The sequence below is a fragment of the Anaerotruncus sp. 80 genome (assembly GCF_009936115.1).
GTDB lineage: Bacteria > Bacillota > Clostridia > Peptostreptococcales > Anaerovoracaceae > Senimuribacter > Senimuribacter intestinalis.
This window is the reverse complement of the sequence record NZ_QWES01000013.1, coordinates 101,050-114,434: the sequence shown is the minus strand read 5'-3', so window position 1 is coordinate 114,434 and position 13,385 is coordinate 101,050. Positions and strand designations below refer to the sequence as shown.

The 13,385-nt window shown below is 44.6% G+C and carries 11 protein-coding genes; 9 read left to right on the top strand and 2 right to left on the bottom strand.

The annotated features are described in order from the left end of the window. Positions 1-390: 390 nt before the first annotated feature. The 9 genes from D1155_RS08250 (at position 391) to D1155_RS08210 (ending at position 10,277) form a co-directional block, all read left to right on the top strand. On the top strand, positions 391-1,089 hold the full coding sequence (locus tag D1155_RS08250; protein WP_160201917.1) for an amino acid racemase: 699 nt from the start codon (positions 391-393) through the stop codon (positions 1,087-1,089). 187 nt (positions 1,090-1,276) lie between these two features. Then, positions 1,277-2,689: a serine hydrolase domain-containing protein gene (locus D1155_RS08245; protein ID WP_160201916.1), complete on the top strand. Its 1,413-nt coding sequence runs from the start codon at positions 1,277-1,279 to the stop codon at positions 2,687-2,689. A gap of 43 nt (positions 2,690-2,732) precedes the next feature. Beyond that, positions 2,733-3,692 carry an ABC transporter permease gene (locus tag D1155_RS08240; protein ID WP_330588366.1) on the top strand — a complete coding sequence of 320 codons (960 nt, stop codon included), beginning with the start codon at positions 2,733-2,735 and terminating at the stop codon, positions 3,690-3,692. A 1-nt stretch (position 3,693) separates the two neighbouring features. Then, positions 3,694-4,539 carry an ABC transporter permease gene (locus D1155_RS08235; RefSeq protein ID WP_160201915.1) on the top strand — a complete coding sequence of 282 codons (846 nt, stop codon included), beginning with the start codon at positions 3,694-3,696 and terminating at the stop codon, positions 4,537-4,539. A 20-nt stretch (positions 4,540-4,559) separates the two neighbouring features. Beyond that, the gene (locus D1155_RS08230; protein ID WP_160201914.1) at positions 4,560-5,534 is read left to right on the top strand and encodes an ABC transporter ATP-binding protein; all 975 of its coding nucleotides are present in this window, start codon (positions 4,560-4,562) and stop codon (positions 5,532-5,534) included. Position 5,535: 1 nt separating this feature from the next. Beyond that, complete coding sequence (locus D1155_RS08225; protein WP_160201913.1) at positions 5,536-6,510, top strand: ABC transporter ATP-binding protein; 975 nt, start codon at positions 5,536-5,538, stop codon at positions 6,508-6,510. A 101-nt stretch (positions 6,511-6,611) separates the two neighbouring features. Then, positions 6,612-8,171: an ABC transporter substrate-binding protein gene (locus D1155_RS08220; RefSeq protein WP_160201912.1), complete on the top strand. Its 1,560-nt coding sequence runs from the start codon at positions 6,612-6,614 to the stop codon at positions 8,169-8,171. A 265-nt stretch (positions 8,172-8,436) separates the two neighbouring features. Beyond that, positions 8,437-9,462 carry a P1 family peptidase gene (locus D1155_RS08215; RefSeq protein ID WP_160201911.1) on the top strand — a complete coding sequence of 342 codons (1,026 nt, stop codon included), beginning with the start codon at positions 8,437-8,439 and terminating at the stop codon, positions 9,460-9,462. 14 nt (positions 9,463-9,476) lie between these two features. Beyond that, positions 9,477-10,277 (top strand): M55 family metallopeptidase, encoded by an 801-nt coding sequence (locus tag D1155_RS08210; protein WP_160201910.1) that lies wholly within the window; start codon positions 9,477-9,479, stop codon positions 10,275-10,277. A 497-nt stretch (positions 10,278-10,774) separates the two neighbouring features. Here the strand turns inward: D1155_RS08210 and D1155_RS08205 are convergent, their stop codons facing one another. Continuing rightward, positions 10,775-11,560 carry a serine hydrolase gene (locus D1155_RS08205; RefSeq protein ID WP_160201909.1) on the bottom strand — a complete coding sequence of 262 codons (786 nt, stop codon included), beginning with the start codon at positions 11,558-11,560 and terminating at the stop codon, positions 10,775-10,777. Continuing rightward, positions 11,560-13,146 (bottom strand): D-aminoacylase, encoded by a 1,587-nt coding sequence (locus D1155_RS08200; RefSeq protein ID WP_160201908.1) that lies wholly within the window; start codon positions 13,144-13,146, stop codon positions 11,560-11,562. Before D1155_RS08200 ends, D1155_RS08205 begins: the two co-directional genes overlap by 1 nt. Between the last annotated feature and the right edge of the window lie 239 nt (positions 13,147-13,385).

The following is a 13,385-nucleotide window of genomic DNA, read 5'->3' as shown; positions in this document are numbered from 1 at the left end:
TCTGCCAAATCGTTTAAGTAGCAGTTGGTGAATACGATATGTTCGCCAAAGATGTCCTCCAGATTATTTTTGATAAAATCAATAGCGTTCTTGTTGTTGGACGTTCTATATATAATGATAACTCTTTTTGAATTGTTCATGAAAACACCTCGCTTGAGCAAAAAATGCACGGGATAATTTAATAAGAATAGTATAGCCTAAAACGAGCAAAAACAAAAGGGAAAATGTGGTGAAATATGATTTAATAGGATTATAACACAAAATACTGGAAGAAGCGTGATGAAAAAAGGGGGAAAACAGCGATATAAAAAAATTGAATACTGTGGTAAAATTGGCATATAAATTGCTCTTTAAATTAAGACAGCCTAAAAAATAAGGAGAAGTAACAATATGGACAAAAAGATTGGAGTGTTAGGCGGCATGGGACCGATGGCATCGCAGCTCTTTTATAAACTTGTAACAGAAAAGACTGCTGCAGATTGCGACCAGGATCATGTAAGGATGGTCATTTACAGTGATTCATCTATGCCGGATCGAACTGGCGCCATTTTAAGCGGTGAATATGATAAAGTGTATTCTCAGCTTTTGGAAGACGCAAAAGTTCTTGAGAACTGCGGGTGCGAAGCGATTTGTATTACCTGCAATACAGCACATTTCTTTGGAGAAATGATGGTAGATCAACTCAAGGTTCCTTTTATTCACATGATTAAAGAAACTGTTGATGCCATTGCAAGAGAAACGCCGGGCGCAAAAGTTGCTGTCCTTGCAACGGATGGGACCATCAAAACAGGACTCTATCAAAAACATATGGAAGCGGCGGGGCTTACAGCTTATGCGCCGTCTGAGGAAATACAAAAGGAAGTCATGTATCAGATTTATGACCGAATTAAGAGTGGACTTGTCTGGGATGCAGCCTCTTGGGATAGAATTGAAGAAGCGGTAAAGAGTGCCGGCTGCCAAAAAGCAATTATGGCATGCACGGAACTGTCCGTCATCAAAGCCGATAACGGATTGTCAGATTTTTATGTAGATCCGATGGAAGTGCTTGCTGAAAAAGTGATTTTGTTCAGCGGAAGAAGATTAAAATGAGTTGAAACAGGATTTAATTATTAATGTATCCTATTATGGGGTGCATTAAGGATAGAAAATCGTTAGAAGTACGTCAGGAATTTAGATAAATAAGTTTGGCATAAAAATTGCTGTTTATATATGCAAATAATCTGTCAGATTATTTTTATAAGTTCGAATGACGTATGGACAGACAAAAGGAAAGACAATGAAACAAGATAAAGAAGTATTGAATCAGTATTTAGAGAAGCTTTTTGAGGAAAAAGGATATGCGGGCATGGCTGTATCCCTTCGCGGACCGGAGGGACCCATCTTCGAAAGAGGCTTCGGATATAGAAGTATAGAAAAGAATTTGCCGACAGACGAAAATACGGTTTTTGGCATAGCCTCTATGAGCAAATCCATGACAGCGCTGGCATGTTGTATTCTTCATGCAGAAGGCAAGCTGAGCCTGGATGATCCGATTACCAAGTATTTTCCAAGATTACATATTCCAGGCGCACCGGATGAATGCGTGACACTGAGAGTCATCGCTATGCACAGAGCAGGTATTCCGCCTCTTCCTCCGCTGGAATGGTCCATCGCGATGAACAGTGCTGAAGAGGACAATGACTGGTATCGCCATATGGTAAAAACAGCGCCGAACAAGATGGAAACCATCGATCAGGTTGTAGATTATCTGGCACAGGGCGATTATACGCCGCTTGGTGCGCCGGGCGAATTCATGAGTTATTCCAATGACGGCTATGCACTTCTCTCCTATGTAGTGGATATGGCAGCAGGAATCACCTTGGAAGAGTTTTTGACTGAACGGATATTTAAACCTTTAGGCATGACTCGCTCTGTTCTGGATCTTGACGCAAGTGAGGCAAAGATTTTGGCACAGGGTAATATTACCAGTCTTTTTGAAAAAGACTATGAAGAAAACAAAATGTACGAGGATGACAATTGGTCGGTGCTTCCACCTTTCCGCGGCTGCGCCTGTGTAAAGTCCACAGCAAGCGACATGACCAGATATTACAAGATGCTGGCAGATTACGGTATGTGGGAAGGCAGCCAGGTTATCCCGAAAGAAGCAGTAGAACTGATGGTGGGAAGAGAATTCCCACTCAGGAAGGAACCCTTCTATTGTTTAGGTCTTACGAAAAATCTGATTGGAGGTATGCAGATTTGCCAGCACACCGGCGGACTTCATGGCGTATCTTCTATGGGTGGATTTACAGAAACCGGCTACAGCGGCACTGTCCTTTGCAATCAGGGCGATGTCGATGTAGAGGAATTTTTGTGGGTGTTATATAATTTTGCACTAGGACTTCCGCTGGAAACAAAACATCATTGGACCGTGCCAAATGGCAAAGAGTTCAGCCAGCCGGAAATGCTCTGCGGGGATTATTTCAGCAATGAAGGCCTGCCGGCACATACGATCGTTACTTATGAGGACGGCATATTAAAGGTGGATTATAACGGGATGAAAGGAATCCTGAAATACTGCGGCGGCTTGGCATTTGCGGTATTTGCTGAAAAGGATCCGACCCGAAGAGTCAGTTCCTTCCGCTTTTTCCTTAGAGATGGGAAAGCATGGGGCGTGAGATGCTACAACAGAATTTATCAGAGAGTGTAAGGGGAATTTTATTTAGCTCTTTGTATGTTATATTTAGCAACAAATAAAGAAGGGAGATGTAATTATCAGAAATTATACTATCAAACGAATTCTGCAGGGACTGCTTTTAGTTATCTGCGTATCTTTCCTGGTTTTCAGCTTAATGTACATGATGCCAGGTGATCCGGTAGATATGGTCGTAGACCGTAAAGTGTCGGAAGAAAGAAAAGCAGAAATTGCCCATGAAATGGGCTATGACCTGCCATTTTTTACCCAGTACAAGAACTGGGCGTCAGACATTCTCCACGGAGATTTCGGAACATCCACAAGATACAAGAGTGATGTTTGGGATTTAATGAAACAGAGGATTCCTTACAGTTTAACGCTTTGTGTATGGTCGCTGATTTTGGAGCTTGTGATTGCCTTGCCACTGGGACTGTTGTGTGCGGTAAAGAAAGACGGTTTTTTTGACCGATTTACAGTTAACTTTTCGCTGCTGCTCACCGCAGTGCCGTCGTTCTGGCTGGCAGCGCTATTCATCCTGTTCTTCAGTGTAAAGCTTGGTGTACTTCCAATTAGTGGTTATGCACAGCCTGAAAACTGGGTACTTCCAATTGCAGTAACCGTACTTACCGGTATGGGGGGGACGCTCCGTATCACTAAAACAGAAGTATTGGAAGTTTTTAACGAAAAATATGTAACCACAGCCTATGCAAAGGGACTTCCAAAGAAAACTGTTTTGATTAAGCATGTACTTAGAAATTCATTAATTCTGGTTACTACACTGGTGTTCATGTCAATTCCTTGGCTGATTTCTGGTGCCGTTATCATCGAAAAAATATTTGGTTTGCCAGGTATGGGAAACCTCCTTCTCAACTCTATTATCGTTCAGGACATGCCGGTTGTACAGGCGGTATTGCTTTTGATTGCGATTTTGACCGTAATCTGCAACTTGCTCAGTGATATCATCATGGGTATCCTGGATCCGAGAATTAGATTATCATTGAGCGGAGGTGACAACTAAGATGAACAAAAAATGGAAAGAAAGACTCTATGAGTGCTGGAAGAACAAAAACTTCATGATTGGTTTGTTCGTTCTGGTTTCCCTCATTATTATAGCAGCTTTTGCAGACGTGATTGCGCCATACGGTGTCAATGAACACGGCGTTGGCGGTCGCTATGAGGCGCCAAGTGCAAAATGCTGGTTTGGTACAGACGCACTGGGGAGAGACTTGTTTTCTCGCGTTATCTACGGAAGCAGACTGGCTCTGTGGGTAGCCTTCCTGGGCGGCAGTATTCAGCTTGTTATCGGCGTTGTTGTAGGTCTTGCCTGCGGTTTCTTTGGAAAATGGGTTGACAGAATCCTGTCCTTCCTGACAGATTTGACCTGGTGTATTCCGGGAACCATTCTGGCGCTGGCTGTAGTTACCTTAATCGGTAAAGGCTTGACCAACACTATTATCGCAATTTCCCTCGTTGCATGGGCAAGTTATGCGCGTGCAGTAAGAGCAAAGACCTTATCCCTTAGAAATATGGCGTTTGTTGAAACCGGAAAAGCTTTTGGTGAAAGCAACGCTGCTCTAATGGTCAGATACATATTGCCAAATGTAGTTCCGTCTCTGATTGTTCTGGTATCCTTAAACCTGCCGGGAACTATCATGTCGACAACTACGCTGTCTTTCCTGGGACTTGGCTCACAGCCGCCGTCACCGGACTGGGGACTTGCAATCTCTGAAGGTATCAAATCCATTACCAGAGCGCCTTGGCTCAGTTTGTACCCTGGTATTGCACTGGTATACACTACGTTTGGTTTTAATCTGCTGGGTGAAGGTCTTAGAGACCTCCTCGATCCGCATATGAAGTCACAGTAAAGCAAGAAAGGAGTATGGAAATGAGTGAAGAATTATTAAAGCTTGAACATCTGTCCATCGACTACAAAGTAAAGGATGGATACCTTTCTGCTGTCAACGATGTAAACTTTACAGTAAATAAAGGCGAGGTATTTGCAGTAGTCGGTGAATCTGGCTGCGGTAAATCCACCGTTGCCCACAGCATCATGAATCTGCTGCCGGGTGGCAACGAGGAGATGCATGGAAAAATTCTGTTCAAAGGCAAAGATCTGCGCACCTGTACACAGCAGGAAATGGAGTCTATTCGCGGAAAAGAAATCGGTATGATTTTCCAGAATCCGCTGGATTCCCTAAATCCAGTGTACACCGTAGGCGGACAGATTGCAGAAGCAATCCAGCTTGACAAAGTAGATAAAGTAGAAGCATGGAACAGAGTAACTCAATTATTTAAGGATGTTAAGATGCCGGATGCGGAGGAACGCGTAAAGAGCTTTCCCCATGAACTGTCCGGCGGTATGCGTCAGCGTGTCATGATCGCTATGATGTTATCCAGAAATCCGGAGCTGCTCATTGCAGACGAACCGACCACTGCTCTTGATGTAACGATCGAGGCGCAGATTCTGGAAATCATGAAAGAATTGAAAGATAAATATAATACGGCAATTATGCTGATTACCCATAACTTTGGTCTGGTAGCAGAAATTGCAGACAAGATTGGTATCATGTATGCCGGTGAAATGGTAGAAAGCGGAGACGTATTTGAAATCTTTGCAAACCCAACTCACCCGTACACTCGTCTTCTCATGCAGGCATTGCCTAGCAAGACCAAAGCGGAGGGGCGTTTGCAGACTATCACGGGTTCTGTTCCTCGTATTACCGAGAAGAAACCGGAATGTCGTTTTGCAAACCGCTGTCCGTTTGCAGAGGAAGTGTGCTTCAAAGAAGCACCTCCGATGAATTATGTAAGTGAAAGCCATTTCTGCCGTTGTCATTTGGCTGGAAAGGAAGAAAAGTAAGATGGAGAAAGTGATGATTAAACTGGATGGCCTAAAAAAATACTTTTCTATTTCTAAAGGCCTTGTAAAAAAGACAACTACCTACGTAAAGGCAGTAGATGATATTTCCCTGGAAATTGGAGAAGGTGAGATTGTCGGTCTGGTTGGAGAATCCGGCAGCGGAAAAACGACACTGGCGCGTGTAATTTTGAACCTGACTAAGATGACCGGCGGTAACATTACCATCAACGGAATTGACCTTGCAAATGCCAGCAGGGCTGAGATAAAGCAGCTTCGCAGCGAAATTGCTGTCGTGTTCCAGGATCCGGCTTCCAACCTGAATCCGAGACAGACTGTAGAAAGCTCCATCATGCGTCCGATGATTATTCACGGCGTGCCAAAAGCCGAAGCAAAGCAGAAGGCTAAGGAAGTACTGGAAATGGTAAAGATGGACCAGAGATATCTGGACAGCTTCCCACACCAGTTATCCGGCGGTCAGCTGCAGAGAATTGCTATCGCAAGAGCGCTGGCACTGAATCCAAAAGTGATGATTCTCGATGAGCCGACCAGTGCTCTTGACGTATCCGTGCAGGCACAGATTCTCAACCTGTTGCTTGACCTGCAGGAACAGTTGAATCTGACCTATTTGGTAATCACTCACGATTTGAACGTCATCAAGTACATTAGCGATAAAATCGCTGTCATGTATCTGGGACGTCTGGTGGAATTCGGACCAACCCTTGAAATCGCGGAACATGCAAAGCATCCGTACACAAGAGGATTGCTTAACGCAGCGCCGATTCTTGACCCGAATCTTCGTGACAGAAAGAAAGAGGTCATGGGCGGCGATCCGGGCAGCCTGATCAATATCGGAGTCGGCTGCAGATTCTGCGACAGATGTAAATATGCGACTGAGGAATGTAAGACAACGATGCCAAAGGATACGATAATCGCACCGGGACATCAGGTTTCCTGCTTCCATCCGCTTGCTGATTAAGTGGAAATTAAAGATGGTTGTAATATAAATTGCAATATATATTGCCCTCGGTAGAGAAAAAACTAGAGGGTATCCTAACCCAATGAAAAGAGGAGGACAACATGAAAAAGAAATTATTGGTATTGAGCCTGATTGCTGTATTTGTATTCAGCATGACCGCTTGCGGCGGTGGCGATGGCGGAGATGAGGCTTCTGCAAAGACTGAGCTGACCATTATTGACGGTGAATGGTACGGACTGGATACTTACCAGCTGGACAGCACTGCAGGCGGACAGGGACTGAACTCAGCTTCTTTATTCCAGTGGAACGCTGAAACAGGCGATGTAGCTGACAACGTATGCACTAACTGGAAAGTAAGCGAAGATGGAAAGACTGCTACCTTTGATGTACCGGAAGGAATGCTGTATTCCACTGGCGAACAGGTTGAACCGGAAGACGTAATCGCTTCCATCGAACACGGACAGAAAGTCAGCCCTTATAACGATGGTTATGACAACATCGAATCCATGGAATGGGAAGGCAGAACAGTTACACTGCACCTGTCCGAATTCCGTTCCGACATGCTGTATTACTTCTGTGCTGGTTTCGTAATTGTAATCGACAAAGATGAACTGGACAATATGAGTGACGAAGAGCTCATGTGGGGATGCCACCCTTACGGACTGTATGCGCTGGCTGAAGACGGATATGTATCTGGTTCTGAAGTAAATCTTGTAAGAAACGAAGGCTTCAAATGCGCAAATCCGCTGGTAAAAAACCAGGGCGCTGGTAAATTTGAAACGGTAAAGGTAAGATTTAATGTAGAAGAATTTACCCAGACAGAAGATCTGAAGGCTGGAAACGTAGACATTCTGATGTCCGTAGGCAGCGACCAGTATCTGGAACTGCAGGACAATGAAGATATCGAAATGGTTGATACTACATATCCGAACATTGCTTACTTCGAAATGAACACTGACCACGATGTATTCTCCGACATTAACGTTCGTAAAGCATTAGCGTTGGCTATCGACAGAGACGGTTTGGCAGAATCTGTTGACGGACTGATTGCGCCTGCTTATTCCATGATTTACGATACAGTACAGAACTTCAATCAGGATGCAAAAGACTGGTTCCAGAAGAATCTGGCAAACGATCCTGAACAGGCTAAGCAGCTCCTCGAAGAAGCTGGCTGGAAAGAAGGCAAAGACGGCATCCGTGAAAAGGACGGTAAGAAATTAGAGTTCACATGGTATGCTTGGACTGATGCTACCACCATTCCTGAAGCTATGGCTGAACAGCTGAGACAGGTTGGTTTCCAGATGAACATCGAAGCAATTGACTGGAACTACGTATACGAAAACATCAGTGCTGACAAGTATGACGCTGGTATCGAATGGCTGTCCTGGGCAGAACCAATGCTGGTACTGAATGCTTGCCACTATGACAAGAACGCACCAAGCAACACAGACGAATACTTTGATATGGTTAAAAAAGCAGCTCACGAAACTGACGGTGAAGAAAGAACTAAGATGGTTGGTGATATCCAGATGTATCTGTTTGAAAATGTAAACATGATTCCTATGTACGCTGAACTTTCCTTCTCCGCTATGAACAAAGATCTGAAGGGCTTCAACGTATTAGCTGACGGTTCCACTCCGCTCAATGATCTGGCATACTAATCTGTAAAATATAGAGCATTATGCTAATATGAAGTAGTGAATGAGGAGCCGCTATCTGGGCGGCTCCTTTTTTCAGAAAGGATGCTTTCTGAAATGCAGGAACAAGTTGAAACGAGATGAAATAAGATAGAAACACATCATGCAAATGGGTGAATCGCTACTCTGTGTGCTTTTACAAGCTTTTGGGCGATATGTCAATTGGCACAAAAATTGCATTAACTATGGTTTGTAAAAGGACACATAAAATAATAGAGGAGGGCAAAGAATGGGCTTGCCAAAGGATTGCAAAGTAGATTTGCAGAACAAGTTTCCGAAAGGAAAAAGAAACTTGATTAGTGATGTTCCCGGCGTAAAGGTTGGGCATGTCACGCTGAAAGACGACGAAAAATTTATACATACCGGGGTTACAGCAATCCTGCCTCACGAAGGAAACCTGTTTCAGGAAAAGGTTGCTGCCGGTGCATGTGTCATCAACGGATTCGGAAAGAGTGCGGGTCTTGTTCAAATCGAAGAACTGGGCACCATCGAGACACCAATTTTGATGACGAATACCCTCAGCGTGGGCGCTGGATTAAATGGATTAATTCAGTATATGCTGAAAGATAATGAGGATATTGGTGTATCTACGGGAACCGTAAACTGTGTTGTAACGGAGTGTAACGACGGCGAACTGAACGACATTCGCGGCATGCACGTGAAAGAAGAGCATGTGCTGAAAGCTTTGGAAAAGGCTGACGAGGAATTCACCGAAGGCGGTGTCGGCGGCGGTACAGGTATGTGCTGTATGGGGCTGAAAGGCGGAATCGGTTCCGCTTCCAGAATTATCACATGCAACGAAAAAGAATACACTCTTGGCGCAATTGTCATGTCAAACTTTGGTGTACTAGGCAATCTCAGAATTGACGGAAAGCGTATTAAGACGGAGCTTCCAAAGGAAGACAAACCTGAAAAGGGATCTATCATTATTGTACTTGGTACAGATATCCCGCTCAGCGACAGACAGCTGAAACGTATTGCAAAGAGAGCAACTGTCGGTCTTGCCAGAGTCGGTTCTTTCCTTGGAAATGGAAGCGGCGATATCGCCATCGCATTCTCCAATGGAAATAGAATTCCGCATTACAGCAAAGAAGATGTTCTGGAAACTAAGATGTTCCATGACAATGCTATGGATAAACTCTTCGATGCTACTGCAGAGGTAGTAGAAGAAGCTGTTATCAGCTCCATGTACCATGCAGAAACCACAAAGGGAATCAGAAACAAAGTTCTCTACGGACTGCGTGAATTCATCTAGGATGAGGTTATAAGATGAGAAAGATATTTATTAGTGCAGATATTGAAGGAATCACCGGAGTAACTGGCTGGTGTGAAACCCGCTATGGCGGTCAGGGCTATGACGCAGCATGCAGACAGATGAGCCTGGAAACTGCAGCAGCATGCAGGGCAGCTCTAGATGCAGGATACGAGGTTGTAGTTAAGGACGGTCATGAAGACGGGCTGAACATTGACGCTAACCTGCTGCCAAAGGGAACCCAGCTGATTCGCAGCTGGATGTCGGATCCTTACGCTATGATGGCAGGTCTTGATCAAAGTTACGATGGCGCAATTTATATCGGTTACCATGCAAAAGCGTGGTCCAATGACAGTCCTTTGACCCATACCATTGAAGATTATCTCTTCAACTGGATTAAAGTCAATGGAGAACTTGCCTCTGAGTTTTCCCTCAATGCGCTTCTTGCCGATGAAATGAGTGTACCTTCCATTTTCCTTTCTGGAGACAAAGGCATTTGCGATGATGCAAAATCTCTGTATCCATCTATGGAGACTGTGGCTGTAAAGCACGGCACAGGGAATGCGACCTGGAATATTCATCCGGAAGAAGCTATCGCACTGATTGAAGACGGTGTAAAAAAAGCCCTGGCTGCAAAGCATCAGTCGAAGCCACTGGCAAATGAGTATCGTATGGAGATTAACTTCAAGAAACATCAGAAAGCCAGACACGCTTCCTGGTATCCGGGCGCAAAGCAGATTGACTCCAATACTGTAGAAATCACCGCGAAGACACCGACCGACCTTGCCATTGCAAGAATGTTTATGACAGGGGTATAAAGGCAAAGGGTCTACAAAATAGAAATTACCATTCCAGTAATATACATTTTTCTTAACCTAAAGAACGCTGCAAGACGTGCTATCGCGCCGGTTTGCAGCGTTCCGCTTTTTTGATATTTGGTGGAGCGGCGGTTTGATGGAGTTTACTTTGGAGGTGCTGGGTATTGTGCATATTTTCGAGAAAAGGTTTCAAAATATGCACGAGGCTGTGCATAGATTTCGAAGAAACTCCAAAAATATGTACATTTCACTTGAAAATCGGGAGCCATATTCAGATAATCTGCATATATTTGCTGATTATCACGAAAATATGCATAGTTTGAAAAGGTGATGTGCATATTTTCGAGAAAAGATTTCAAAATATGCACGCAGTTGTACGTATTTTGAAAAGAAATGCTTAAAATATGCACACTCATGTGAATTGCTGCAATGGCAAAGAGCTGCAGTAAATGCAGCTCTTTGTGAATGAAAATGAAAAGATTTTAGTCTTGGTATCGCTATTTTGTTTCGGCGTTGTCAGCCAGCTCAGCTTGCTCGACAAGAGCCTTGGTGGTTCTGCGGATAAAGTCTTCGTACATAGGGACATCGACTTCGTTTGAGGCGAAGCAGACAACAAAAGGCTGTTTTGCATAGACAATGCCTACATCGTGGGCTTTATCTTCTTCGTCGCCGGTTTTGTGCGCCATAGGATAGTCCATAATCAGATGACCGCCCATCTTGTGGTTTATTTGCTGCTGCCTCATGATATCGTCCAGCCAGATGGAAGATTCCTCATTGACTAGAGTCTTATGGTATATCTTTTCCAGGAGAATGCCGATTTCTTCAGGAACAAAGTAGTTGTTGATTCCGCGGGCTTCTCTCTCTAAATCCCACAATTCTCTGTTAAACTGGGTTCCGATTAAGCCAAGTTCCAGAAAAGCTTCTCTAATCTTTGGGACGGTATAGTGACGCAGCAGTGCGTTAGTTGCTGTATTGTCACTAATGGTAATCATCAGTTTTCCCAGCGTTTCCATATCCAAAGTCACCTCACCGGTTATGTGCTGTACTGCACCGCAGCCAGGCACCTTCTGATCCTGATGAATTAGAATTTCTTCTCGAAAGTCTGCTTCCCCACGGGAGCGGAGCAGGAGAATAGCTGCCATTAAAGGGAACTTTATGACACTTGCCGGAAGAAATGGTTCTTTTTCGCGGTAGCCGTAAGTCTCGCCAGTAACTAAATTATGGTAGTAAAATCCAACTTTTCCCTCCATCTGAGAGAGTTCATTTAAGATTTGTTCTTTCATTATAGGGTTTCTCCTCTTTTCAAGATAGCGCCAGCTTTTGCGCCGGTGTGTATGCCGTCTTTCGCTGTCAGCACGCCGTTTACGTAGACACGGCGAATGCCTTTGCATGGCTGTTTAGGATTATTAAAGGACGGAGTGTCTTCAATTTCATCAAAGTCAAAGAGGACTAAGTCCGCCTGCATGCCTTCCTTGATTAGACCTCTGTTGTTAATGCCCAGACGGTTTGCAGGAAGTCCGGTCATTTTGAAAATGGCTGTTTCCAGCGGGAAGAGCTTGCGCTCTCTGCAGTATTTGGAGATTACGCGAGGGAATGTACCAAACCAGCGAGGATGCGGTTGTCCCGGATAATCCATGGAAGCAGCTTCACCGTCGGAGCCAATCATCACATATGGCTGTGGCATGATGTATTCGATATCTTCTTCGCACATGCCGTAGTTGACTTCGTTGACACGACCACGCTCTTCTAAAATCAAATCAAAGCATGCGTCTTCCGGATCAACGCCACGAATTTCTGCAATTTCTTCTATATTTTTACCTACCACCCAAGCGTTTTTTTCGCTGGCAACGTAGGAGACGCAGATGTCTCCCCATCTGCCCAGGTGGCTTTGTCTGGCTTCTTCTTTTAGTTTTGCTCTAGTCTCTGGGTTCCGAAGTCGTTCAAAGAGGGCTTCCATGCCGCCGTCAAATGCCCATAAGGACACATTACTGTCCAAAGTAGTGGCAGAAGCATTGTATGGATATTGATCCACTTTTACGTCAAGACCTTCGCGTCTAGCTCTGTCAATCATGGCAATAGTAGTTTTGCAGCTGACCTGCCAGCCGGATTTGCGGGTGCATTTGTGGTGAGATACCTGCAGCGGTGCGCCGGAGCGTTTTGCGATTTCCAGCGCTTCGGAAAGCGCTTCCACCAGATAGTCACCTTCGTCTCTCATATGGGTTGCGTAGAAAGAACCGAAAGGAACTAGTTCTTCTGACAAAGCTGCCAGCTCGTCTGCGTCTGCATAGCAACCCGGCGGATAAATCAGTCCGCTGGACATAAAGTATGCACCGTCTTCTAAAGCTTTGCGAAGGAGTCCGCGCATTTGTGCAAGCTCTTCGCTGGTCGGTTTGCGTGCATCGAATCCCATAGCCGCCAGCCTGATGGTGCCGTGTCCGACAGCGGTTCCAAAGTTAACGCTCAGCTTATGCTCCTTCAAAGTATCTAAATATTCTCCAACGGTTTCCCAGTTGTATGTTAAATCACCAACATAATCTTTTAACTGTTTTTTTCTTTCAGGGTCAGCGCTGACCGGTGCTACGGACATGCCGCAGTTGCCGCCGATTTCTGTGGTAACACCCTGTAGAATTCTGCTTTCTGCAAGCGAATATTCCAGCAGTGAGACATCGCTGTGAGAATGGAGGTCGATAAAGCCCGGAGAAAGGTATAAACCCTCTCCGTCCACGACTTCCTTTGCGGTGTTTTCTTCTTCTGCACTGAACGTGCCGATTTTATCAATACGTCCGTCTTTGAGGGCAACGCTGCTAAGATACCACGGAGCCGAAGTACCATCAATAATGCGGACGTTTTTTATAATGCAGTCAACCATAGTCAGGGTTCCTTTCTTTCTATATCGAAAATATAATGCAAGAATAGTGCCAGAATTTGCAGCGCAGAGAAGTGGGAAAATAGCGGAGGAGAGCGGCTGAGGGGAAAAAATAATGGGAAGAAATGCGGAATAATGGGTTTTAATATGATTGTTGGGATTTTCTGATTTGTTGTTTAAACTAACTTCAACTTGACAAAAATATATTGGGGGGGGGTATCATATTTAGGGGAAATCTCCCC

Coding starts and splice junctions, on each gene's coding strand:
- D1155_RS08250 (WP_160201917.1), top strand. CDS start 391: ATGGACAAAAAGATTGGAGTGTTAGGCGGCATGGGACCGATGGCATCG.
- D1155_RS08245 (WP_160201916.1), top strand. CDS start 1,277: ATGAAACAAGATAAAGAAGTATTGAATCAGTATTTAGAGAAGCTTTTT.
- D1155_RS08235 (WP_160201915.1), top strand. CDS start 3,694: ATGAACAAAAAATGGAAAGAAAGACTCTATGAGTGCTGGAAGAACAAA.
- D1155_RS08230 (WP_160201914.1), top strand. CDS start 4,560: ATGAGTGAAGAATTATTAAAGCTTGAACATCTGTCCATCGACTACAAA.
- D1155_RS08225 (WP_160201913.1), top strand. CDS start 5,536: ATGGAGAAAGTGATGATTAAACTGGATGGCCTAAAAAAATACTTTTCT.
- D1155_RS08220 (WP_160201912.1), top strand. CDS start 6,612: ATGAAAAAGAAATTATTGGTATTGAGCCTGATTGCTGTATTTGTATTC.
- D1155_RS08215 (WP_160201911.1), top strand. CDS start 8,437: ATGGGCTTGCCAAAGGATTGCAAAGTAGATTTGCAGAACAAGTTTCCG.
- D1155_RS08210 (WP_160201910.1), top strand. CDS start 9,477: ATGAGAAAGATATTTATTAGTGCAGATATTGAAGGAATCACCGGAGTA.
- D1155_RS08205 (WP_160201909.1), bottom strand. CDS start 11,560: ATGAAAGAACAAATCTTAAATGAACTCTCTCAGATGGAGGGAAAAGTT.
- D1155_RS08200 (WP_160201908.1), bottom strand. CDS start 13,146: ATGGTTGACTGCATTATAAAAAACGTCCGCATTATTGATGGTACTTCG.